This window comes from Falsarthrobacter nasiphocae (assembly GCF_031456275.1).
GTDB lineage: Bacteria > Actinomycetota > Actinomycetes > Actinomycetales > Micrococcaceae > Falsarthrobacter > Falsarthrobacter nasiphocae.
On sequence record NZ_JAVDUI010000001.1, the window covers coordinates 1,901,554 to 1,924,310 of the forward strand.

Consider the following 22,757-nt stretch of genomic DNA (forward strand, 5'->3'; position numbering starts at 1 on the left):
CACGGTCGTCTCAGGCGAGCTCAGCAGTGCAGGCCGGGCACAGCCCAAAGATCTCCATCGTGTGCCGCACGCTCGTGTACCCGTGGGCCTCCGCGGCGCGGGAGACGAGCTCCTCCACCGCGGGGGTCTCGATCTCCACAGCCCGCCCGCAGCGGGTGCAGACGAGGTGGTGGTGGTGCGCCTCGACCTCGCACCGCCGGTACACGGTCTCGCCGTCCTCGCGGCGGACGGTGTCGACGAGGCCGTCGTCGGCCAATTGCGTGAGGATGCGGTACGTCGTGGCGAGGGAGACCTTGTTGTCCCCGTCCACGAGGTAGCGGTGCATCTCCTGCGCGGAGACGAAGTCCGGGAGCGCCTGGAGGGCGTCCGAGACGGCGACGCGCTGCTTGGTGATGCGCTGTCCGGTCGGTGAGGCCATGCTCTCCAGCCTAGCAACGACGACGCGGGCGGGCGCCGGGGGAGCCCCGCCGGGAGGCTCAGGCCCGCGTCAGGACGCGCTGAGGGGCCCGCCGACGCGCAGGGACGGACCGGAAGGCCCCGACGCGGGCCGGGGAGACGTCAGACGTACCGCGAGGCCGAGTCGCAGGCGAGGGTCGCGATGGTCCCCGTGCGCCCTTCGCGCCGCATGGCCTCGGCGAGGCGGATGACGCCGGCCATGTTCGTGCCCGTCGATGGCCCCGCGTGCACGCCGAAGGTCCTCGCGGCCTCGGCGGCCCACTCGAAGGACTCGGCGTCGGGAATGCGGTACATCTCGTCAACGACCTCGGGGACGAAGCTCGGCTCCACGCGCGCCCGGCCGATCCCCTCGATCTTCGAGGGCCGGATCTCCTCCTCGGCGTCCCATTCGCGCCCGCGCAGGCGCGCCCAGTGCGGGTAGAACGCGGATCCCTCCGGGTCGACGACGGCCAGACGCGCCTCGGACCCGCAGTAGCGGATATGGCGTCCCAGGGTGGCGCTCGTCCCGCCCGTCCCCGCCCCGACGACGATCCAGTCCGGGCACGAGCCCGTGGCGTCGCGGGCCTGGCTCAAGAGCTCCTCGGCGAGATTGTGGTTGGCCCGCCAGTCCGTGGCCCGCTCGGCGTTGGTGAACTGGTCCAGGTAGCAGCCGTTCGACTCTCGCTCGAGGCGCGCTGCCACCTCGTAGACGCCCGTCGGGTCGTCGACGAGCTCGCAGCGGGCGCCGGCCTCCTCGACGAGGCGCACCTTGGCCGGGGAGGTGCTGCGGGCCATGACGGCGACGAACGGGAGGCCGAGCTCCCGGCAGAAGTGGGCCTCCGAGACCGCCGTCGAGCCGCTCGAGGCCTCGATGATGAGCGTGTCCGGGCCGATCCGCCCGTTGACGAGGCCCTGGAGGAGGAGCGAGCGGGCCAGGCGGTGCTTCAGGCTGCCGGTCGGGTGCGCTGACTCGTCCTTGATGAGCACGTCGATGCCCGGGTAGCCGGGGAGGGCGTGGCGGGTCATCGGGGTGGGCGTCGAGGTGTCGGCGTCGTGCCGGAGGTGTCTGACGGCGTCGGCGACGAAGGCCCGGTGGGATCGAGACAGCGGCTGGTCCATGCCTCCGATCCTCTCAGAGATTTCCCTCCCCACGAGGGACGCCCCTGCCCGCCTCCCTCACGCCCCCTGCCCGCCTCCCGCACGCACCCCCGGTCCTCCTCCATCCCGTTCCGGGCGGCGTTCGCACGCGGGGGCGCCGTTCTCTGTGCGGAAGTCGCCGCGCAACGGGGAGGGGGCGGGATGTGAGGGCGCCGGTGGCATGATGGGGAGCATGAGCCAAGACCGCCTGGAGCCCCTGTCCGCCGCAGCATCCCCCGAGACCGCGCATGACGGCGCGGCCCGCCGCGTGAGCGCCGTCGGCGGGGTGAGCGCGGACGAGCCCCTGCGCCCCCTCGCCATTGAGCGCCGCGAGCCGGGCGCGCGGGACGTCGTCATCGAGATCGAGTACTGCGGCCTGTGCCATTCAGACGTCCACATGGTGCGCGGCGAGTGGCGGGAGGTCGAGTACCCGCTCGTGCCGGGCCACGAGATCGTGGGGCGCGTGAGCGAGGTCGGCGCGGACGTCACGGCGTTCGGGATCGGGGACCGGGTCGGCGTCGGCTGCCTCGTGGACTCGTGCCGCACGTGCGAGGCGTGCCGGGATGGGCTCGAGCAGTTCTGCTCCGGCAACGAGCAGGGGGCCGGCGTCGGCACCTACGGGTCCGTGGACTACCGCAACGGCGGGGGCCGCACCCAGGGCGGCTACTCCCAGGCCATCGTCGTGGACGCGGACTACGTGCTGCGCGTGCCCACGTCGCTGGACGCGGCGTCCGCAGCGCCGCTGCTGTGCGCCGGCATCACGACGTATGCGCCGCTTCGCCGCGCCGGCGTGGGTGAGGGGACGCGAGTCGGCGTCGTCGGCCTGGGAGGCCTGGGGCACATGGCCGTGAAGCTCGCCAAGGCGATGGGCGCGAGCGTCACCGTCTTCTCCCGCACGGATTCAAAGGCCGACGACGCCGGGCTGCTCGGGGCGGACCACTTCGTCGTCTCCTCGGACCCGGACGCCATGGCGGCCGCGAGGCAGAGCCTCGACGTCGTCATCGACACGGTGGCCGCGCCGCACGAGCTGGACCCGTACCTGGCCACGATCGCCCGCGACGGCCGCCTCGTCCAGGTGGGCCTGCCCGCGGACCCGATGCCGCCCGTCAACCCCCGCATCCTCGCCGCCCAGCGCGTCTCCTACACGGGCTCGTTCATCGGCGGGATCGCCGAGACGCAGGAGATGCTGGACTTCTGCGCTGAGCACGGCGTGAGCGCCCAGATCGAGATGATCGGCGCGGACGAGATCAACGAGGCGTACGAGCGCATGGTCGCCGGAGACGTGGCGTATCGGTTCGTCCTCGACATTGCGACCCTGCCCGAGCCCGAGTCGCTCGAGGCGGGTGCGGGCGCTCGCCTGAGCTGAGCAGCCCCGGCCTCTGACACACACGAGACACGAAGGAGCACACTGTGAGCACGGTGTTCACGAAGATCATCAACCGCGAGATCCCGGGCCGGTTCGTCCACGAGGACGAGAAGTGCGTGGCGTTCCTCGACATCACCCCGCAGACCGAGGGCCACGTCCTCGTCGTCCCGCGCGAGGAGATCGACCAGTGGACCGACCTCCCGGAGGAGCTCGCGAGCCACCTCATGGTCGTCGCGCAGCGCATCGCCAAGGCGCAGAAGCAGGCGTTCGGCTCGGCGAGCGTCGGCCTGGAGATCGTTGGCTTCGAGGTGCCGCACACGCACATCCACGTCTTCCCGACCAACGAGATCGCCGACCACGAGCTGGGCCGCGCCAAGCCCGCCTCGGACGAGGCCCTCGACGCGGCGCACGCCAAGCTCCTCGCCGCCCTCTAGAACCCCTTGAGGGCCTGCCGGACGCGCTTCTCGGAGACGGTGTACGCCGTCTTCATGCCCGGGGCGAAGAGGCTGACGCGCAGCTCCTCGATCATCCAGCGGACCTCGGCGAGCCTCGCCGGGATGGCGCGGGTCTTCGGGACGCGGGCCACCGCGTCGTCGTAGGCGTCCTCGAGGTCCTGGATGAGCGTCATCGTCGCGGTGTCCTTGGCGATCGCGTTCGGGGCGCGGTCGAGCCGCACCTGGGCCGCCTGGAGGTAGCGCGGCAGGTGCTGCAGATGCTCGTGCCCCGTCGCGGCCACGAACCCCGGGTACACGAGCTGGGACAGCTGCGAGGAGATGTCGGCCGCGAGGGGGGCGAGGGCGGGCGTCGGGCTCTTGACGGCCACCGTGAGCGTCAGTGCGCGGGAGAGCGTCTGCTCGACGACGGCCGTCACCTGGAAGACCGTGTCGATCAGCTCGGCGCGAATCTCGTCGAAGACCCTGTCGAACGCCGCCTTTGTGCGCGGCAGCCGCTCCGGCACGCGAGTGAGCAGCTTGTCCACGGCGGCCTGCGTGCAGTCGTCCACGAGCGCCGCCACCGAGCCGTGCGGGTTCTGGCTGAACGTCAGTCTCTCCTTGTTGCTCAGGTGGTCGACGACGTACCGCTGTGGTGAGGGCAGCGTGCAGACGAGGAGCCGGATCAGGCCCTGGCGGTGCGCTGTGTCGGCCTCCTCCCGCTCGGAGAAGATCCGCACGCCCGCGGTCGCCTTGCCGCTCGCGGGCTTCTCGTCGACGAGGGCCGGATAGCCTGTGACGGCGTGACCGGCGGATGTGCCGCCCACGGTCGCCGGCAGCTCATCGAGGTCCTTGGGCCATGAGGTGAGCCCCGTGCGCTCGCGGGCTGCGGAGGTCGCCGCGGCTGTGCCTGCGGGGGTCGCGAGGGGCCCCGGAAGGCTGGCCGTCTTGCCGCCTGGCCCGCCCTTGCGGCCGGCCTGAGGACGGGCTGCGCCCTGATCTGCGGGCGTCCCCTGCGCGCCCCGCCCGCTCTGGCCCTTCTTCGGCGCGCGCCGCTTGGCGGCGTCGAGGTGGGCTTGCATCGCCGTCGGGTCGACGGACGCGGCCACGGCCGTGCGGACCTGGGGGGCGAGCTCGTCCTGGAGCGCGGCGAGGTCCATGCTCTCGCCGAGCATCTGGCCGCGCGCGCCCAGGACCCGGTACGTCATGCGCAGGTGGGGCGGGACCTTGTCCCACTCGAAGGCGGACGGGTCCACGACATGGCCCTTGAGGCGGCGCAGCGTCAGCGCGAGGGCCTCCGGGAGGTCGTCGGTCTCGGGGGAGAAGTCCTCCGTGAGCTTCGCCAGCGCCTGCCGGGCCACGTCCGGGGCGGGGACGAAGTGGCGGCGCTCGGACTTCGGCAGGGACTTGATGAGCGCCGTGATGAGCTCCTCTCGCAGGCCCGGGATGAGCCAGAGGAACGGCCGCTCCGAGAGCTGGTTGAGGATGACGACGGGCACGTGGACGGTGACGCCGTCCGCCGGGTTGGGCGCCGCTCCGGGCGCCACGGGGTGGAACTCGTAGGACAGGTCCAGGTCCACCGCGCCGAACGGCCACGTCTTGGGAAAGTCGTCGATGTTGAGCTCGTCCGCCGCGTCGCTCGCGGCGCTGTCCCGGTCGAGGTGCAGGAGCTCGGGGTCCTCCCGGGAGGCCTGCTTCCACCACGAGTCGAAGTGTCGCTCCGAGACGACCTTGGGGCCGATCCTCGCGTCGTAGAACTCGAACAGGGCCTCGTCGTCGAGGCGCAGGTCCGCACGCCGAGTGCGCGTCTCGAGGTCCTCGAGCTCGGCGAGGACGGCCCGGTTGTGGTGGAAGAACGCGTGCCGCGTCTGCCAGTCGCCCTCGACGAGCGCGTGCCGGATGAACAGCTCGCGGGCCAGGGCGGGGTCCACGCGGCTGTAGTTGACGCGGCGCTGGGAGACGAGCGTGACGCCGAAGAGCGTGACCTTCTCGTACGCCATGACGGCGCCCTGCTTCCGGGACCAGTGCGGCTCGGAGTACTGGCGCTTGACGAGGTGCGGGGCCACGAGCTCCACCCAGGCCGGGTCGATCGCGGCGACCGTGCGGGCCCACAGGCGGCTCGTCTCCACGAGCTCGGCCGCCATGACGAACTCGGGCTTCTTCTTGAACAGCGCGCTGCCCGGGAACACGTTGAAGCGGATCCCGCGGGCGCCGGCGTATTCGCGCTTGGCGTCGTCGTACGCACCGATCTGGCCGAGGAGGCCCACGAGGAGGCTCTGGTGGATCGTGTCCTCGCGGCCGGCCGGGTCCACCGCGCTAGAAGGCACGGGGATGCGGATCTGCTTGAGGACGCGGCGCAGCTGCGTGACGAGCTCTTGCCACTCGCGCACGCGGAGGTAGTTGATGTGCTCCGCCTTGCAGAGGCGGCGGAAGGCGCTCGAGGACAGCTCGGCCTGCTTCTCCTGGAGGTACACCCACAGGTTGAGGAAGCCGATGAAGTCGGACTTGTCGTCCGCGAAGCGCTTGTGGAGGGTGGCCGCGCGCTCCTTGGCGCCCTCGTCCTGGCTGGGGCGCTCGCGGGGGTCCTGGATGGTCAGGGCGGCCGTGAGGACCACGACCTCCTGGAGCGCGCCCCGGGACTCGGCCTCGAGGACCATGCGGGCCAGGCGCGGGTCGAGGGGGATGCGGGAGAGCTTGCGGCCCAGGGGCGTGAGCGTGCCGTTCTTCTCGAGGGCACCGAGCTCGGTCAAGAGGGCCACGCCGTCGCTCACCGCGCGGGACGCGGGAGGCTGGACGAACGGGAACGCGGCGACCTCCTTGGCCTCGCGGGCCACGCCGATGCTCGCCATCTGGAGGATGACGGAGGCGAGGTTGGTGCGGAGGATCTCGGGGTCCGTGTACTCCGGCCGGGACTCGAAGTCCTCCTCGGAGTAGAGGCGGATGGCGATGCCGTCGCTGACGCGGCCAGAGCGGCCGGAGCGCTGACGGGCGCTCGCCTGGCTGATCCGCTCGATGGGCAGGCGCTGGACCTTGGTCCGCGGCGAGTATCGCGAGATGCGCGCCGTGCCCGTGTCGATCACGTACTTGATGCCCGGCACGGTCAGGGACGTCTCGGCGACGTTCGTGGCGAGCACGATCCGCGGGCGGCCCGAGGGCTTGAAGATCCGCGACTGCTCCTCGAGGGACAGGCGGCCGTAGAGGGGGAGCACTTGCGTTCCCGTGAGGCGCCGGTTGCGCTCGATATGTCCCTCGAGCATCTGCGCCGCCTCGCGGATCTCGCGCTCGCCGGAGAAGAACACGAGAATGTCGCCGGGCGCCTCCTTGGACAGCTCGTCCACGGCGTCCCGAACCCCGTCGAGCGGGTCCCTGTCGTCCTCCAGCTCGTCGTCGAGCTCCTCGTCCGCGGCCGCCTCGAGCGGCCGGTACCGGATCTCCACCGGGAAGGTGCGCCCCGAGACCTCGATGATGGGCGCCAGGGCGGGCCCGTCGTCGCCCCCAGAGCCCGACGACGACCCGCCGGACTCTTCCGCCGCTGTCTCCGCGGCCCCCGCCGCGAAGTGGGCGGCGAAGCGCTCGGGGTCGATCGTCGCGGACGTGATGACGATCTTCAGGTCCGGCCGCTGCGGCATGATCCGCCGGAGGTAGCCCAAGAGGAAGTCGATGTTGAGGCTGCGCTCGTGGGCCTCGTCGACGATGATCGCGCCGTACTTGGTGAGGAGGGGATCGTGCTGGATCTCCGCGAGGAGGATGCCGTCCGTCATGAGCTTGACGCGGGTGGCGCGCGAGGACTCGTCCGTGAAGCGGACCTGGTAGCCCACGGTCTCGCCGAGCTTCTCCCCGAGCTCTTCCGCGATGCGCTCCGCGACGGAGCGGGCCGCGATACGGCGCGGCTGGGTGTGGCCGATGATCCGCGGGCGGCCGTCGGGGCCGGGCTCGGCGAGGCCGAGCTCGAGCAGCATCTTCGGCAGCTGGGTGGTCTTGCCGGAACCGGTCTCGCCGGCGACGATGACGACCTGGTTCTCGCGGACGGCCTTCATGATGTCGTCCCGGCGCGCGGAGACGGGAAGGGAAGCGGGGTACGTGATGTCCATGGTTGCACTCGAGTCTACCGAGCGGGCCCGAGAGCCGCGGCGGGTGGCGGGGCCGAGCGTTGAGCCGCCGTTGCTGCGCTAGCCGCACCCTTGCCTCGCCTGAGAGACAAGAAGAGCCGCAGTGGAGCGTCCTCACTGGGATAGAGACCACAGACTTGTCTTGTACGCATGGATGTGATATATATTGCAGTAGGCGCGATCAAGCGTCGCTTGGCTCGAGTCGGAGAGAGGAGGGAGTCATGACGTTTGCAGCAGCAGCCCCGGTCCGGGACATCCAGATCAGCTGGGGTGTCGTCTAGGAACCTACGCGGTGTGCCGCATCGTCAGTGGCGGTGCGGCACACTTCTTGAAGTTTTCGCGGAAGGAGAGAATAGGTGCAGCTTAAGCTAAAAGAGTCTATTCCATACTATCGAATGGAAAGTGGCCGCATTCGGGTTGGCGCTGAAAGAGGCGTAACAATGGAGTTCGATGACCCGGATGGTCAGCTTCTGACGATGCTGGAGGTGTTGGATGGGCGATCCGTCGAGTCTATCGTTTCCCATGTGCGTCAGCGGCATTCTGGTCTTTCGGAAACCGATGTTCATGAGGGCCTTCGAGTTCTCGACCAGTACGGGTTCCTTAAGGATGTCGACGCGCGTGAGGGTTCAGTTGAGAAGTCTCTCATTCCGACGCAAAATTTTTTCGACGGGTTTCATCGTGTTTTCGATAGGAAGCGCCCGAGGGTTGAGGCTATTTCTGAGGCGCGCGTTGTTGTCCTTGGTCTAGGCGGTGGTGGTAGCAACGTTGCCACAATGCTTGTAGGGGCTGGGGTTCGGCAATTGACCATTCTGGACTTCGACCTCGTGGAGACAGGAAATCTCGGCCGGCAATTTCTATACAAACTCGATGATGTCGGTCTCTCCAAAGTGGACGTGGCGACACGGAACCTCTCGCGGATGGCAGAATCTCTGAACATTACTCCGGTTGAGATGAAAGTTACGTCATCAGAAGAGCTTAGACCGATCATCAAGGGAGCGGACATCGTTGTCTGCTTGATCGATGAGCCGAGGTTCCTCATCCAGCGAATGGTGAATCAGGCCTGTGTTCGCGAGGGTGTGACCTGTGTCTATGGATTTTCGTTCAATTTCACGGGCCGAGTTTACTCCGTCATTCCGCATGACTCGGGGTGCTTCGACTGCCTCCAGGTATACTACTCCCGCGTCGATCCAGAATTCGCAGACCAGTTCAAAGCCCTGGAGGATAGTGGATTTAGACCACCCTCTTCGGCCTATCCTCCGGCGATGATGCAACTATGCAGTTCAATCTCGGATGAAGTGGTACGTCTTATCAACTCGTACAGTGAGCCTATGTCTGTGGGTCGGCAGCTCGAGGTCAACTATGTCAGTCGTCGGTGCGAAACGGTTCTTGAATGGGATCGTGACGAGCGTGACTGCCCTACATGTGGATCCGGGAACTATGACGACTGGCCGATCTTTCAAATCCAGAATCGATTCCACCCATCCGCAGGGCAGAAATGAGGAGGTGCTTCGAAGATGTTGCGCATCGAGTCCATCTCAAAGCGGTACGGAAAGGGGCCGCTCGTCAATGACGCGGTCTCGATCGAGCTTCGTCCGGGCGAGCTGACGGCGCTCATCGGGCACAACGGGGCCGGGAAGACGACGCTCCTGTCCCAAATCTGCGGGGTCGTGCGCCCCACGAGCGGCGACATCCGGTTCGGGGAAGTCTCGTTCGTGTCCCAGCCGGACCTGGCGCGGCGCGCGTGTTCGCTCATGGCCCAGCTCCACGCGCCCATTCAGGGGATGACGCCGCGGGCCATGATCTCGTCCGTGGCGCGCCTCAGGGGCGCGTCGGCGGCGGACGCGCAGGCGCGGACGGCCGATGTCATCGAGCGGTTGAGCATCGGCGAGTGGGCGGACAAGCCCGGCCAGAAGCTCTCGGGCGGCCTCAGGCGCATGACGAGCTACGCCATGGCCGTGGTCCTGCCGCCGCCAATCCTCCTCATCGACGAGCCGACGAACGACGTCGACCCGCAGCGCCGCCCCGTCATCTGGCGGGACCTTCGGGGGCTCGCGGAGGACGGGCACATCGTCGTCGTCGTGAGTCACAACCTCCTGGAGGTGGAGCGCGCCGCTGACCGAGTTGTCCTCATGAAGGAGGCCAAGGTGGTCATGGACGGCACGCCCCAGAGCATTGCAGCGGCGGCCGGGGCGTCCACGCTCAAGGTGCTCTGGGCGGGGGAGTCCCAGGCAGAGGGCCTCCCGCCGAACCTCGGGGTTAGCGCCGAGCTGCCCCGCCAGACGAGCATCCTCCTCGCCCCGGCGCAGGTCCCGGACGCCGCTCGGTGGGCTGCCGGCCTCACCGAGTCCGGCGTGGCCGAGTCCTTCGTCCTCGAGCCGATGAGCCTTGAGAACGTCTACGGAAAGGCGCACGAATGAAGACCACCTCACCGGACCTCGCCATCCCGAGGGGCCACAGCGCACTTCGGTCCTACGTCGAGCTGACGCGGTTCACGTTCCTGCGAAACAAGGGGGAGCTGCCGTTCTATCTCATCCTGCAGATGCTCGTCAGCGGCTCCGTCATCTTCGGCCTGGCCATTATGGCGGACACGTCCCAGGCGGAGTGGACGCGGCACCTGGCCGCTGGCTCGTGGGCACTGAGCCTCATGATGATCGGCTGCCTCGTGGTTCCCACCAAGATGGCGTCCTCCCTCCTCGATGGCTTCCAGGAGTTCCAGAGGACGCTGCCCATCCCGCGGCCCGTCCTCCTCCTGGCGGACGCCACCGTCTGGTCGCTCGCGTGTCTGCCGGGATTCCTCGTCTCCATCGGGCTCGCGGTTCTGCACCTGGGCGTGCGGCCCACGGTGGACGGCCGGACGCTCATCCTCGTCCTGGCCGCGCTCCTCGCGTACCTCATGATCGGCTACTCGGTGGCCCTGTGGATCCCGCCCGCCATGGCCGGCCTCGTCCAGCAGGTGATCATCCTCGGCGCCATGCTGTTCTCGCCCATCACGTACCCCGCGGACCGGATCCCGGACTGGGCCGTGGTGGTGCACAGCATCCTGCCCTTCACACCCGCAGCGAACCTCGTCCGGGAGGGCTTCTTCCCCACGGGGGCTGGCCCGGCGTGGACGGACCTCGTCTCGGTCGTCGCGTGGGGCGCGCTCTTCTTCGTCCTCGCCCTCAAGGGGGTCGCGCGGCGCGGCTGACGCGCAGGCGGGCCGGCACCCTGCACAGGGGTGCCCGCCGCCGCACACACGAGACGCGCGAGAGGCCCGCGTCTCCCGGGTCTGGGAGGCGCGGGCCTCGCGCGGCTTGAGGCACCGTGACTGCGCCGCTGAGATCTACGTGATTAGATCCCCGCGAGCAGCTCGTTGAGGCCCTCGCTCGAGGACGGGTGCGTGTAGATCGCGTCCCGCAGTGCCGTGTAGGGCAGGTCGTGCTTCATGGCCATCGTGACCAGGTTGATGACCTCCTGGCTGTCCACCGCGAAGAGCGTGGCGCCGAGGATCCTCCCGGAGGTCTTGTCGACCACGACCTGGTAGAAGCCGTCCGTCTGCCCGAGCGCCTTGGGCCGCGGCATTGCCGCCAGCTCGGCCACCTTCTTTCGGGCCACCGCCACGTCCCAGCCTTCGTCGGCCGCGCGCTCGCGGGCCTCGCGCTCCGTGAGACCCACGCGGGAGAACGGGGGCGTGAGGAAGGTCGTGCTCGGGACGGGCCCGCGGTCCTCCGTGGTGCGCCCGGACTCGCCCTTGCCCGCGAGCAGCTGGTCCTTGAGGATGCGGAAGTCGTCGAACGACACGTACGTGAACTGCGGCCCTCCCTTGACGTCGCCCACGGCCCAGACGCCGGGAGCGCTCGTGCGCAGGAGGGAGTCGACGACGACGGCGCCTGACTCGTCCGTCTCAACCCCCGCCTCGGCGAGGCCCAGCCCCTCGGTGGCCGGGATGCGGCCGGCGGAGATGAGCAGGACGTCCGCCTCGACCCGCTCGGCGCTGTCCCCGCCCGCGAGGTTCAGGGTGAGCGGCCCGCCGTCGTCGCCCGCAGAGACGGACTCGAGGGTGCGCCCGAGCTTCAGGGCGACCCCCTGCTTCTCCAGGAGCTCCGCGATGGCCTCGGACGCCGCCTCGTCTTCGCGGGGCGCGAGGCGGTCCTCGCGGCCGATGACCGTGACCTCCGAGCCGAAGCCGGAGTACATGCTCGCGAACTCGAGGCCGATGAAGCCGGAGCCGAGGATTGCGAGGCGGCGCGGCAGCTCGGTGCGGTCGATGAGCTCGGTGCTCGTGACCACGCGGGGGTCCTCCAGGGGGTTCTCCGGCAGGCCCTCGATGCTCGGCAGGCGGGGCGTGGCGCCCGTGCCGATGACGACGTTGTCCGCCGTGATCCGAAGGCGGTCCTCGCCGGCCGTCACCTCGACGGTGCGCTCGCCCACGAAGCGGGCCCGGCCCGTGACCACCGTGGCGCCCGGGGTCTCCACCATGGCCAGGTTCGCGGCGTTCATCTTCTCCCGGAGCGTCTCCTTGCGCTCCACGGCGCTCGCGTAGAACTCCTCAGGGGAGGGCGACGACGGGGCCTCGCGGCGCACGTCGGCACTGTGCACGAGGGTCTTGGTGGGCACGCAGCCGATGTTGATGCACGTGCCGCCGTACATGCGGGAGCTCTGCTCGATGAGCGTCACCTGGCGTCCCGCCTTGGCGAGCTGCACGGCGAGGGACTTTCCCGCCTTGCCGAAGCCGATCACGAGGGTCTCGACATGGGTGGATTCGTGGGTGTCAGGGGTGCTGGTCGCGTCAGTCATGGCTGCCTTTCGCTCGAAGTGTCCACGTGTCATCAATTCTCTCGCGTTCAACGTCCGGGCGGCGGTGGCGTATTCCGCGTGTCGAGCAGGAGGCGGGGCAGGGGCGTCGGGAACATGCGAAGGCCGCCCACCGTGCAGGTGAGCGGCTGTGCGCCGTGGCGCGCGGCACCTCCGCAGGATCAGAAGACCTGGTCTCCCTGGTTCTCGAACGTCTGGGTGACGCCATTGATCTGGAGTCGGTTGGTGATTCGGCCCCCGAGGATTCCGCCGTCGCCGGCGTGCAGCGTGGTGTAGAAGCGGTGCTGCCCGTTGAGGCGGTACACGTCGCTCGGGTTGAACGTGATGACCCACTCGTAGTCGGTGCCGCCGATCGGGTGGTGCTTGGTCTTGGCCACGTCGTAGGTCTTGACGACCTGCGTGATGCGGTCCAGCTGGGCGAGTGTCACGGTGCGGAACCGGTTGACGCTGCCCGCGTTGCGGGTGACGGTCACGGTGAGGCTGACCGTGCTGATGTCATCGGGAGCAGCGCAGCCGCCCACGGGCTGGGTGCCGGGCTCGACGACGGTCCAGAACGAGACGGTGCCGAGCGCCCCGTCGATGCCAACGTATTGGACATTCTCGATCCTGTAGTTCCAGTTGCTCCAGGGGGTGCAGTGCTTGGAGGCGGCGCGGGCCGGGGCTGCAGAGGCCAGCGCGACGGCGGGGGCGGACCACGCGGCGCCTGCGGCGATCTTGCGACGTGGGATGGACTGTGCCAAGGGTGTCTCCTCATTCGGGTGGGTGGACAATTGTTTTCAATTGTCATCGTTAGCCTAACTAGATGTTGAATAAGTAGTCAAGGCGTTCGTCTTACTTTTTGGACACCTGGGTTCGCAGTGGTGCTTGTGCGCACTGAGCCTTCCATGCCGCTTGTCGCTTGGGGCGCCCCCTGGGGCCGGGTCGGATGTCCCAGTCAATGAACCACCCAGATCGCTCCTGTCTGGCGGGCGCGGGTGGCCTCGCGGGCGGGGAGGGGTCACGCCGCGGGGGTACCGCTCGCGTGGGTTCTTCGGCCGCGCACTCGGGCACGAGCCCTATGCAACAGTCGCGTGGCCCAAAGGCGAGGCCTGGGGTTTCGGTGACCAGGGACTCGCGGGTGCAGGTGGCCTAAGGGGCCTCCGGATGAGTGTCGGTCTGCGCCATGAATGATCGAACTGCGCTCGGAGCGGAGCCTGATGTCGCGGGTCGAAGGCCGGGAAGCTGACGTGGATCGGCTGACGATGCCGTGAATCGGCAGGCGGGGACCGCGGGGCCCCGACAGACAGCGAGAGCCCCCGCCCGTTCAGCGCATTGACTGACAGGCGGGGGCTCTCTTGTGTGGTGCCCGCGACAGGATTCGAACCTACGACCTTCTGCTCCGGAGGCAGACGCTCTATCCACTGAGCTACGCGGGCCGCTTGCGCATGAAACACGCGCATCACCGAGATTAGCAGTTCTTGACGGGGGATGAGGAATCGGCGGCCCCGTCGTCGTGATCCCTGAGGGAAGACGGACCGGACACCCGCCCCCGCACCGTCAAGGGGAGGCCAGGGCGGGCCGGCGCCTGCGGACGCCCGAGCGGTCCAGCGCCGTGCCGCCTAGAATGGGCGGGTGACTCCAGAACAACTCTCCGCAGCCCTGACCGCCGCCCTCTCCGCCGCTATCGAGGCGGGGGACCTCCGCCTCCCCGAAGGCGAGTCCCTGCCCGAGGTCCGAGTGGAGCGCCCCAAGTCGCGAGCTCACGGAGACTGGGCCACGAACATCGCCCTCCAGCTGGGCAAGAAGGCAGGCATGGCGCCGCGCGCGCTCGCCGAACTCCTCATCCCGCGCTTCACGGAGATCGAGGGCGTCTCGAGCGTCGAGATCGCCGGCCCGGGCTTCCTCAACCTCCGTCTCGACGCGGCCTCGACGGGCCAGCTTGCCGCCGCGATCCTCGAGCAGGGCGCCGCCTACGGGCGCAACGACTCCCTCGCCGGGCAGGTCATCAACGTCGAGTTCGTCTCCGCCAACCCGACCGGCCCCCTCCATATCGGCCACACCCGCTGGGCCGCGCTCGGCGACGCGCTGGGCCGCGTCCTCTCCGCCAGCGGCGCGGACGTCACCCGCGAGTACTACATCAACGACGCCGGCACGCAGATGAACGTCTTCGCAGCCTCGATCCTCGCGCGCCTCAAGGGGGAGAGCGTCCCCGAGGGCGGGTACCCCGGCGCGTACGTCCAGGAGCTCGCGGACGCGATCGCCGCGGACCACCCTGACGTCAAGGAGCTCACGGACGAGGCCGCGCTCCCCGTCCTCCGGGCCGAGGGCTACGCGCTCCAGATGCAGGACATCAAGGACACGCTCGCGGCCTTCAACGTCGAGTTCGACACCTACTTCTCCGAGTCTGACCTGCACGAGTCGGGCGCCGTCGAGAAGGCTGTCGAGCGCCTCCGCGAGCAGGGCCACGTCTACGAGCAGGACGGGGCGGTCTGGCTGCGCACCACCGACTTCACGGACGACAAGGACCGGGTCATGATCCGCGCCAACGGCGAGCCCACCTACTTCGCCGCCGACGCCGCCTACTACCTCTCCAAGAAGGACCGCGGCTACGACCAGAAGATCTACCTCCTCGGCGCCGACCACCACGGCTACATCGGCCGCCTCAAGGCCATCGCCAGCGCGGCGGGGGACAACGCGGACCACAACATCGAGATCCTCATCGGCCAGCTCATCAGCGTCAACGGGGCCCGCCTGTCCAAGCGGGCCGGCAACATCATCGAGCTCAAGGACCTCGTCGAGTGGCTCGGCACGGACGCGCTGCGCTACTCCCTGGCGCGCTTCCCGGCGGACTCGCCCATGACGATCGACCCGGACCTGCTGCGCTCGCGGACCAACGACAACCCCGTCTTCTACGTCCAGTACGCCCACGCTCGCTCCTGCTCCGCAGCGGAGAAGGCCGAGGCCGCCGGCGTGACGCGCACCGGTTTCGAGCCGGCCCGCCTCGATTCGGCGGGCGACGAGGCACTCTTGGCCGCGCTGAGCCGCTTCCCCGCCGTCGTCGCCGAAGCCGCCCGCTTCCGCGAGCCGCACCGGGTGGCGCGCTATCTCGAGTCCCTCGCGAGCGACTACCACTCCTGGTATGGGGAGAACCGCATCGCGCCGCGCGCGGGCGAGGACCTGACCCCCGCGCACCACGCGCGCCGCCACCTCAACGACGCGACGACGCAGGTCTTGGCCAATGGACTCGCGTTGCTCGGCGTCTCCGCTCCGACAAGGATGTAGGGCATGAACGCGCACGCCCCTGCCTGGCTCACGGTCCCAGACGACGTCAACGCCCTGCGCCCGGATGAGTGGGCGGCCGACGTCGCCCGGTCGGCCGCGGGGGAGGTGTCCGTCGCCGGCCTCCCCGCGGCGGAGCTCGCGCGCGAGTTCGGCACCCCGCTCTTCGTCCTGAGCGAGGAGGACTTCCGCCGCCGAGCGCGCCTGTTCCGCGACACCTTCGCGGAGGCGTTCAAGAGGATCGGTGCCGAGGCCGAGGTCTACTATGCGGGCAAGTCGTTCCTCTGCACGGAGGTCGCGCGCTGGGTCGAGTCCGAGGGTCTCGGCCTGGACACGTGCTCGGCGGGGGAGATGCTCGTGGCCAGGCGGGCCGGCTTCCCGGCCGCGCGGGTCGCGCTCCACGGCAACAACAAGTCGGCGGCGGAGATCGCGCGGGCATTGGACGACGGCGTTGGCCGCATCGTCTCGGACTCGCTCGACGAGCTGAGCCTCGTTGAGCGGATCGCGCGGGAACGCGGCGTCGTCGCCCCCGTCATGCTCCGGCTCAAGACCGGGGTGCAGGCGCACACCCACGAGTCCATCGCCACGGCGCACGAGGACCAGAAGTTCGGCCTCTCGATGGCCTCAGACGAGGGACGCAGCGAGGCGCACGAGGCCGCCGCCCGGGCCATCGCGAGCGAGCACCTCGAGCTCCTCGGCGTCCACGCCCATGTGGGATCGCAGATCTTCGAGCCCACGGGCTTCGAGCAGAGCGCTGCGCGTCTCATCGCCTTCCTTGCGGAGATCCGGGACGAGCACGGGGTTGAGCTGAGTGAGCTGGACCTCGGCGGCGGACACGGCATCGCGTACACCCCCGAGGACACGCCCCGCCCCGTCGCGGAGCTCGCCGAGGCGAGCGCGGACGTCGTCGCCCGCGAGTGCGCGGCCCACTCCCTGGCCGTCCCGAGTGTGTCTGTGGAGCCCGGCCGCGCCATCGTCGGCCCCACGACCTTCACGCTCTACGAGGCCGGGACGGTCAAGGATGTCCGCCTCGAGTCCGGCGCGGGTGGCGCGGTGCGGCGCTATGTCGCGGTGGACGGCGGCATGAGCGACAACCCCCGTCCCGTCCTCTACGGGGCGGACTACTCGGTGACGCTCGCCTCGCGCACGTCTGCTGCGGAGCCGGTCCTCAGCCGGGTCGTCGGCAAGCACTGCGAGTCCGGTGACATCGTGGTCCGCTACGCCTACCTGCCCGGCGACGTGGCCGCTGGGGACCTCCTCGCGGTTCCGGCCACGGGCGCCTACTGCTGGGCGCTGTCCAGCAACTATAACTACCTTCCCCGCCCGGCCGTCGTCGCGGTGCGCGGCGGCGAGGCGCGGCTGATCGTCCGCCGTGAGACGGAGGACGACCTGCTGGCGCGCGACATCGGCTGAGCACGGCTGACCGGCGCCGGGCCCCCGCCGTCAACGACGCCGCCCTGAAGGACCCAGACCTGACCCCGTTCTAGGAGACCGCACATCATGGCCCCGAGCCCCACTGCACTCTCCGTAGCCCTCCTCGGCTGCGGCACTGTCGGCCAGGAAGTGGCCCGCATTCTCATGGAGGACGCGGAGGAGCTCGCCGCGCGCACGGGGGCCCGTCTGGACCTCGTCGGGGTGGGCGTGCGGGACACCTCGGCTGATCGCGGGCCGCACGTGAGCCGAGACATCGTCACTGCGGACCTCGAGGGGCTCGTGGACCGGGCCGACATCGTCGTGGAGCTCATGGGCGGCCTTGAGCCGGCCGGGTCGCTCATCCTCCGGGCCCTGCGCGCGGGCAAGACCGTCGTCTCCGCGAACAAGGCGCTCATCGCCGCCCGCCTCGAGGAGCTGTCGACGGCTGCCACGGAGAGCGGAGTGCAGTTCTCCTACGAGGCTGCCGTTGCGGGAGCCATCCCCATCCTGCGCCCCATCCGGGACTCGCTGGCCGGCGACCGGATCACGTCCATCATGGGCATCGTCAACGGCACGACGAACTACATCCTCGACATGATGACCACGCACGGCTCGGGGTTCGACGACGCGCTGGCGCGTGCCCAGGAGCTCGGTTACGCGGAGGCGGACCCCACGGCCGATGTCGGGGGCGGGGACGCCGCGGCGAAGGCGGCCATCCTGGCCTCCCTCGGCCTGCACACCGTCTTCCCCCTCGAGGCTGTGCACACCGAGGGCATCACCGAGGTGACGAGCCGCGACATCGAGGCCGCACGCGCGTCCGGCCACGTCATCCGCTTCTTGGCCATCGCCGAGCGGGTGGCACGCGAAGGCGGCGCGGACGCCGCCTCGGTCCGTGTTCACCCCACGCTCGTGCCCGCCGATCATCCGCTCGCGGCCGTCCGCGGCGCGTTCAACGCCGTCTACGTCACCGCGGACAACGCGGGCGAGCTGATGTTCATGGGCCAGGGTGCGGGCGGCGCCCCCACCGCCTCGGCCGTCATGGGCGACCTGGTCTCGGCGGCCCGGCGGGTCGTCGCCGGCGGACCGGGCCGGACGGAGGCGGCGGCCCGAAGCATCGAGGCGCTGCCCTTCGCTGAGTCGCGGACGAGGTACGCAGTCGCTGTCGTCGTCGAGGACCGCCCGGGCGTCCTGGAGCAGATTGCGCGCGTCTTCTCGGCGCACGGCCAGTCCATCGAGTCCATGTCCCAGGGCCGTGCGCCCGAGGGAGCGGACGCGGCGGCGGAGCTCCGCATCATCACCCACGAGGGCGCGGAGGGGGACCTGCACGCGACCGTCCAGGACCTCGCCTCCCTGCCGTCCGTCATCCGCAAGCCCACCTTCATGCGAGTAGGAGCGAAATAGCCATGGCCCATGTCTGGCGCGGAGTGATCCGCGAGTATGCCGACCGCCTCCCCGTCACCGAGGAGACGCGCGTCATCACGCTCGGCGAGGGCGGCACCCCGCTCGTTGAGGCGCCGAAGCTCTCCGCGCACACGGGCAACCGGGTCCTCCTCAAGGTCGAGGGGATGAACCCCACCGGCTCGTTCAAGGACCGCGGCATGACGATGGCCGTGACGAGCGGGATCGCGGACGGGGCCGAGGCCGTGGTCTGCGCCTCGACGGGCAACACGTCCGCGTCCGCCGCGGCCTACGCCGCGCAGGCGGGCATCACGTGCGCCGTTCTCGTGCCCAACGGGAAGATTGCGATGGGCAAGCTCTCGCAGGCCGTGGCGCACGGCGCGGAGCTCCTGCAGGTCGAGGGCAACTTCGACGACTGCCTCGAGATCGCCCGCAAGCTCTCCGAGAACTACCCTGCGTACCTCGTCAACTCCGTCAACCCGGCACGCATCGAGGGCCAGAAGACGGCCTCCTTCGAGGTCGTCGACCTCCTCGGCGACGCCCCGGACTTCCACTTCCTGCCCGTCGGGAACGCCGGGAACATCACCGCGTACTGGAAGGGGTACAAGGAGTATGCGGAGGAGTTCACGACGGCGGACGGGCGTGTGCTTCCCGCCGTCTCGACGAAGCGACCCGCCATGATGGGCTTTCAGGCGGCCGGCGCGGCGCCGCTCGTGGCCGGCTACCCCGTCACGGAGCCGGAGACCATCGCCACGGCCATCCGGATCGGCAACCCCGCCTCGTGGGACGGCGCCATTGCGGCGCGGGACGAGTCCGGGGGGCGGATCGACTCGGTCTCGGACGAGGAGATCCTCGAGGCTCACCGCTGGCTCTCCGCGAAGGAGGGCGTGTTCGTCGAACCCGCCTCTGCGGCGGGAGTGGCCGGGCTGCTCAAGATGCACGAGGCGGGGGAGCTGCCGAGCGGCAAGACCATCGTCATCACCGTGACGGGACACGGGCTCAAGGACCCCCAGTGGGCGCTGCGGGCCGCGGACGGCTCGGACATCACTCCGACGGTCGTCGAGAACGACGTCGTCCAGGTGGCCGCTGCCCTGGGCCTCGCGTGAGCCCCGCCGGCGGCATTCTCCGCCTGGGGGAGGTCGTCACGGTCTCCGTGCCCGCGACGAGCGCGAACCTGGGCCCCGGATTCGACTCGGCCGGCCTCGCGCTGGGCCTCCGCGACTCCGTGACCGCCCGCCTCGAGCGCGCCGGCGAGGAGAGCGCACCGTTCTCGGCCCAGGTGCGCGTCTCCGGCCACGGTGCGGACAGCCTGCCCTCGGACGCGACGCACCTCATCGCGGACCTCATGGCCCGCTCCTGGAGGGAGCTCGGCGCCGACCTCACCGGGCTCGTCCTGGAGCTCTCCTGCGAGAACGTCATTCCCCACGCACGGGGACTGGGCTCGAGCGCGGCGGCAATCGTCGGCGCGCTCTCCGCCGCCGCGGCCCTCGTCGAGGACCCGGATCTGAGGCCCTCACAGGCGGACATCTTCCAGCGGGCGAGCCGCCTCGAAGGGCACCCGGACAACGTCGCCCCAGCCGTGTTCGGCGGCCTGAGCGTCTCGTGGACGGAGGACGCTGGGGGCGGGCGCTTCGAGACGGCCGTGGTCCAGCCCTCGGCGGGGGTGACGCCCGTCGTCGGCATCCCCGAGTTCGAGGTGAAGACGGAGGCGGTGCGCGCCGCCCTCCCCGCCGCCGTGCCCCACGCGCTCGCCGCCGCGAATGCGGGGCGCGCGGCACTTCTGCTCCTCGCCTTCACCGAGCGGCCCGAGCTCCTCATGGCCGCGACTCGCGACTACCTGCACCAGGACGCCCGGGCGAGCGCGATGCCCGAGGCCTATGAGGCGATGCAGTCGCTGCGCTCGGCGTCCGTCGCTGCGGCGATCTCCGGTGCGGGCCCCACGGTCATCGCGCTCGCCCGGGACGCGGGGGAGGCCGACGCCGCCTCGCAGGAGTTCGCACGGCGCGGCTTCGCCGTCCTGACGCCCGAATTCACGGACTGCGGTGCTAGGGTGGAGTTGTCGTCGAATCGCGAGGCCGCCTCTGGAACCTCGGGTTGACGCGAACCCGGCCAGACGAGTCTTGCTCGCATGTGTGCCGTGAACCGGACCCCGTCCTGCGGTTGACCCGCCTTGACGCTCCGCTCATGAACCACCCTGTCTGAGAAGACTCGCCGCATCAGCCGCCGGACAGCCTCTTTCGAGTCTTCCCTGATGAATCGGCGCGTGCGCCGAGCAGATCGGCATATGCCGGCCACAGTGGCCAGGCCCGAAGACACACACACCGCGCTCCCCGCCTTGCCGAGGGGGCGCCCGACGAGGGGGAAGGAACCTTCGTGACCGAATCCACCGACCTGACGCCAGGCACGGAATCGACCTCTCCGGCACGCTCCACTGCGGGCGCCGGACTCGCGAGCCTCAAGCTCGCCCAGCTTCAGAACCTCGCATCGCAGCTCGGGATCACCGGGGCCAAGCGCATGCGCAAGTCGGACCTCGTGTCCGCCATCCAGGATCACCAGCGCGGCTCCGCCATTGTGGCGAAGGACCAGGCTGAGGACCGCGCACGCGCCGAGAAGGCCGCGGCGCCGGAGCAGGCCGCTGAGCCTGCCGCAGAGAAGCCCGCGCGCCAGCGTCGCGCGCCGAAGGCCGAAGAGGCCCCCGCAGCGGACGCGCCTCAGGCCGAGCAGACCGAGGCCCCGGCCGAGGAGAGCGGCAGCCGCCGCGGCCGCACCCGCCGCAAGGCCACGAGCCCCGCAGGGGCGCCGAGCGAGGCCGCCGCAGAGAGCTCTTCCGAGCAGCCCGCCGAGAAGGCCGAGAAGCAGGACGGCGGCCAGGACAACGGCCAGGACAACGGCCAGGACGGCGAGCGCCCCAGCCGCAACCGCCGCAACCGCAACCGTCGCGGCCGCGACGGCGAGGCCGAGAACACCCAGGACCGAGGCGAGAAGAACGAGCGCCGCGGGGACAAGAGCGCCAATGGCTCCGAGAAGAGCGAGCGCAACGACGAGCGCAACTCGCAGTCGGACCGCAACTCGCAGTCGGACCGCGGCGGGCGCAACGGCCGCAACGGCGACTCGGACCAGGACGGGGACCGCCGTTCGCGGCGCAACCGCCGGGACCGCAACCGGAACGACCGCAACGATCGCACCAACCGCCGCCGCGGCGGACAGCCGGATGTCGACGACACCGAGCTGACCGAGGACGACGTCCTCCTGCCCGTGGCTGGCATCCTCGACGTCCTGGACAACTACGCGTTCGTCCGCACCTCCGGGTACCTCCCGGGCCCCAAGGACGTCTACGTGACGCTCAACCAGGTCAAGAAGTACAACATGCGCAAGGGCGACGCCGTGGTCGGCGCCGTGCGCGCGCCCCGCGACGGGGAGGAGCAGAACCGCGGCAACTCCGCTCGCGCCAAGTTCAACGCCCTCCTGCGCGTGACGACGATCAACGGGCGCCCGGCCGAGTCCAACCAGGATCGCGTCGAGTTCAACAAGCTCGTGCCCCTCTACCCGCAGGAGCGCCTGCGACTCGAGACCGAGCCGAAGAAGGTGGGCACGCGCGTCATCGACCTCGTGGCGCCCATCGGCAAGGGCCAGCGCGGCCTCATCGTCTCGCCGCCCAAGGCGGGCAAGACGATGGTCCTCCAGTCCATCGCCAACGCGATCACGACGAACAACCCTGAGGTCCATCTCATGATGGTGCTCGTCGACGAGCGCCCCGAAGAAGTCACGGACATGCAGCGCTCCGTCAAGGGCGAGGTCATCGCCTCGACCTTCGACCGCCCTGCCGACGACCACACGACCGTCGCCGAACTCGCGATCGAGCGCGCGAAGCGCCTTGTCGAGATGGGCAAGGACGTCGTCGTCCTCCTCGACTCGATGACTCGCCTGGGGCGCGCGTACAACCTCGCGGCCCCGGCCTCGGGCCGCATCCTCTCCGGAGGCGTGGACTCGGCGGCGCTGTACCCGCCCAAGCGCTTCTTCGGTGCAGCCCGCAACATCGAGAATGGCGGCTCGCTGACCATTCTCGCCACGGCGCTCGTCGAGACCGGGTCCAAGATGGACGAGGTCATCTTCGAGGAGTTCAAGGGCACGGGCAACATGGAGCTTCGGCTCTCGCGCCAGCTCGCGGACCGCCGCATCTTCCCGGCCGTGGACGTCAACGCGTCCGGCACGCGCCGCGAGGAGAACCTCATGTCCAGCGAAGAGGTCAAGATCATGTGGAAGCTCCGCCGCGTCCTCTCGGGTCTGGACACCCAGCAGGCGCTGGAGCTGCTCACGCAGCGCATCCGCGAGACGGGCTCGAACGTCGAGTTCCTCATGCAGGTGCAGAAGACCACGCTCGGCGTCAAGTCCGACGACGACTAGCGGCCCGGCGCC

Annotated in this window: 16 protein-coding genes and 1 tRNA gene; 11 read left to right on the top strand and 6 right to left on the bottom strand. The window is 69.8% G+C overall.

The features are described from left to right. Positions 1 to 10: 10 nt before the first annotated feature. Both J2S35_RS08570 and J2S35_RS08575 read right to left on the bottom strand, forming a co-directional pair. The gene (locus tag J2S35_RS08570; RefSeq protein ID WP_309852263.1) at positions 11 to 418 is read right to left on the bottom strand and encodes a Fur family transcriptional regulator; all 408 of its coding nucleotides are present in this window, start codon (positions 416 to 418) and stop codon (positions 11 to 13) included. 140 nt (positions 419 to 558) lie between these two features. Further along, positions 559 to 1,554, bottom strand: coding sequence for a PLP-dependent cysteine synthase family protein (locus J2S35_RS08575; RefSeq protein WP_309852266.1), 996 nt, complete (start codon positions 1,552 to 1,554; stop codon positions 559 to 561). 211 nt (positions 1,555 to 1,765) lie between these two features. Between J2S35_RS08575 and J2S35_RS08580 the strand changes: the two genes are divergently transcribed. Both J2S35_RS08580 and J2S35_RS08585 read left to right on the top strand, forming a co-directional pair. After that, positions 1,766 to 2,938, top strand: coding sequence for an NAD(P)-dependent alcohol dehydrogenase (locus J2S35_RS08580; RefSeq protein WP_309852268.1), 1,173 nt, complete (start codon positions 1,766 to 1,768; stop codon positions 2,936 to 2,938). 44 nt (positions 2,939 to 2,982) lie between these two features. Next, positions 2,983 to 3,372 carry an HIT family protein gene (locus J2S35_RS08585; protein ID WP_309852270.1) on the top strand — a complete coding sequence of 130 codons (390 nt, stop codon included), beginning with the start codon at positions 2,983 to 2,985 and terminating at the stop codon, positions 3,370 to 3,372. Here the strand turns inward: J2S35_RS08585 and hrpA are convergent. Further along, positions 3,369 to 7,460: an ATP-dependent RNA helicase HrpA gene (gene hrpA / locus J2S35_RS08590; RefSeq protein ID WP_309852272.1), complete on the bottom strand. Its 4,092-nt coding sequence runs from the start codon at positions 7,458 to 7,460 to the stop codon at positions 3,369 to 3,371. The two genes, J2S35_RS08585 and hrpA, sit on opposite strands and share 4 nt — an antisense overlap. A 458-nt stretch (positions 7,461 to 7,918) precedes the next feature. Between hrpA and J2S35_RS08595 the strand changes: the two genes are divergently transcribed. Genes J2S35_RS08595 through J2S35_RS08605 form a run of 3 tightly spaced genes read left to right on the top strand, consistent with a single transcriptional unit; the run spans position 7,919 to position 10,665 of the window. Continuing rightward, entirely contained in the window at positions 7,919 to 8,977 is a 1,059-nt protein-coding gene (locus tag J2S35_RS08595; RefSeq protein WP_309852274.1) for a ThiF family adenylyltransferase, read from the top strand. Positions 8,978 to 8,992: 15 nt separating this feature from the next. Further along, positions 8,993 to 9,895, top strand: a complete 903-nt coding sequence (locus tag J2S35_RS08600) for an ABC transporter ATP-binding protein (protein ID WP_309852276.1) — start codon at positions 8,993 to 8,995, stop codon at positions 9,893 to 9,895. Beyond that, positions 9,892 to 10,665 (top strand): ABC transporter permease, encoded by a 774-nt coding sequence (locus tag J2S35_RS08605; RefSeq protein WP_309852278.1) that lies wholly within the window; start codon positions 9,892 to 9,894, stop codon positions 10,663 to 10,665. Before J2S35_RS08600 ends, J2S35_RS08605 begins: the two co-directional genes overlap by 4 nt. A gap of 143 nt (positions 10,666 to 10,808) precedes the next feature. Here the strand turns inward: J2S35_RS08605 and J2S35_RS08610 are convergent, their stop codons facing one another. The 3 genes from J2S35_RS08610 to J2S35_RS08620 all read right to left on the bottom strand — a co-directional run bounded on the left by J2S35_RS08610 (position 10,809) and on the right by J2S35_RS08620 (position 13,687). Beyond that, positions 10,809 to 12,254 carry a dihydrolipoyl dehydrogenase family protein gene (locus J2S35_RS08610; RefSeq protein ID WP_309852280.1) on the bottom strand — a complete coding sequence of 482 codons (1,446 nt, stop codon included), beginning with the start codon at positions 12,252 to 12,254 and terminating at the stop codon, positions 10,809 to 10,811. A 179-nt stretch (positions 12,255 to 12,433) separates the two neighbouring features. Next, positions 12,434 to 13,012, bottom strand: coding sequence for a hypothetical protein (locus J2S35_RS08615; RefSeq protein WP_309852283.1), 579 nt, complete (start codon positions 13,010 to 13,012; stop codon positions 12,434 to 12,436). A gap of 599 nt (positions 13,013 to 13,611) precedes the next feature. Next, positions 13,612 to 13,687 (bottom strand) — tRNA-Arg (locus J2S35_RS08620). Between the two features lie 196 nt (positions 13,688 to 13,883). Between J2S35_RS08620 and argS the strand changes: the two genes are divergently transcribed. The 6 genes from argS (at position 13,884) to rho (ending at position 22,745) form a co-directional block, all read left to right on the top strand. Continuing rightward, complete coding sequence (gene argS, locus J2S35_RS08625) at positions 13,884 to 15,533, top strand: arginine--tRNA ligase (RefSeq protein ID WP_309852286.1); 1,650 nt, start codon at positions 13,884 to 13,886, stop codon at positions 15,531 to 15,533. A gap of 3 nt (positions 15,534 to 15,536) precedes the next feature. Then, positions 15,537 to 16,943, top strand: coding sequence for a diaminopimelate decarboxylase (gene lysA, locus J2S35_RS08630; RefSeq protein WP_309852289.1), 1,407 nt, complete (start codon positions 15,537 to 15,539; stop codon positions 16,941 to 16,943). Positions 16,944 to 17,030: 87 nt separating this feature from the next. Further along, positions 17,031 to 18,344, top strand: a complete 1,314-nt coding sequence (locus J2S35_RS08635; RefSeq protein WP_309852292.1) for a homoserine dehydrogenase — start codon at positions 17,031 to 17,033, stop codon at positions 18,342 to 18,344. A gap of 2 nt (positions 18,345 to 18,346) precedes the next feature. Then, a complete protein-coding gene (gene thrC / locus J2S35_RS08640; protein ID WP_309852295.1) occupies positions 18,347 to 19,447 on the top strand; it encodes a threonine synthase in 1,101 nt (366 codons plus the stop codon). Further along, positions 19,444 to 20,439: a homoserine kinase gene (thrB, locus tag J2S35_RS08645; RefSeq protein WP_309852298.1), complete on the top strand. Its 996-nt coding sequence runs from the start codon at positions 19,444 to 19,446 to the stop codon at positions 20,437 to 20,439. Before thrC ends, thrB begins: the two co-directional genes overlap by 4 nt. A gap of 275 nt (positions 20,440 to 20,714) precedes the next feature. Beyond that, positions 20,715 to 22,745 (top strand): transcription termination factor Rho, encoded by a 2,031-nt coding sequence (rho, locus tag J2S35_RS08650; RefSeq protein ID WP_309852302.1) that lies wholly within the window; start codon positions 20,715 to 20,717, stop codon positions 22,743 to 22,745. Positions 22,746 to 22,757 lie beyond the last annotated feature (12 nt).

What these genes read in the sequence shown, in the direction of transcription:
- J2S35_RS08570 (WP_309852263.1), bottom strand. Translation starts at nt 418, where the DNA reads ATGGCCTCACCGACCGGACAGCGCATCACCAAGCAGCGCGTCGCCGTC.
- J2S35_RS08575 (WP_309852266.1), bottom strand. Translation starts at nt 1,554, where the DNA reads ATGGACCAGCCGCTGTCTCGATCCCACCGGGCCTTCGTCGCCGACGCC.
- J2S35_RS08580 (WP_309852268.1), top strand. Translation starts at nt 1,766, where the DNA reads ATGAGCCAAGACCGCCTGGAGCCCCTGTCCGCCGCAGCATCCCCCGAG.
- hrpA (WP_309852272.1), bottom strand. Translation starts at nt 7,460, where the DNA reads ATGGACATCACGTACCCCGCTTCCCTTCCCGTCTCCGCGCGCCGGGAC.
- J2S35_RS08595 (WP_309852274.1), top strand. Translation starts at nt 7,919, where the DNA reads ATGGAGTTCGATGACCCGGATGGTCAGCTTCTGACGATGCTGGAGGTG.
- J2S35_RS08600 (WP_309852276.1), top strand. Translation starts at nt 8,993, where the DNA reads ATGTTGCGCATCGAGTCCATCTCAAAGCGGTACGGAAAGGGGCCGCTC.
- J2S35_RS08605 (WP_309852278.1), top strand. Translation starts at nt 9,892, where the DNA reads ATGAAGACCACCTCACCGGACCTCGCCATCCCGAGGGGCCACAGCGCA.
- J2S35_RS08610 (WP_309852280.1), bottom strand. Translation starts at nt 12,254, where the DNA reads ATGACTGACGCGACCAGCACCCCTGACACCCACGAATCCACCCATGTC.
- lysA (WP_309852289.1), top strand. Translation starts at nt 15,537, where the DNA reads ATGAACGCGCACGCCCCTGCCTGGCTCACGGTCCCAGACGACGTCAAC.
- J2S35_RS08635 (WP_309852292.1), top strand. Translation starts at nt 17,031, where the DNA reads ATGGCCCCGAGCCCCACTGCACTCTCCGTAGCCCTCCTCGGCTGCGGC.
- thrC (WP_309852295.1), top strand. Translation starts at nt 18,347, where the DNA reads ATGGCCCATGTCTGGCGCGGAGTGATCCGCGAGTATGCCGACCGCCTC.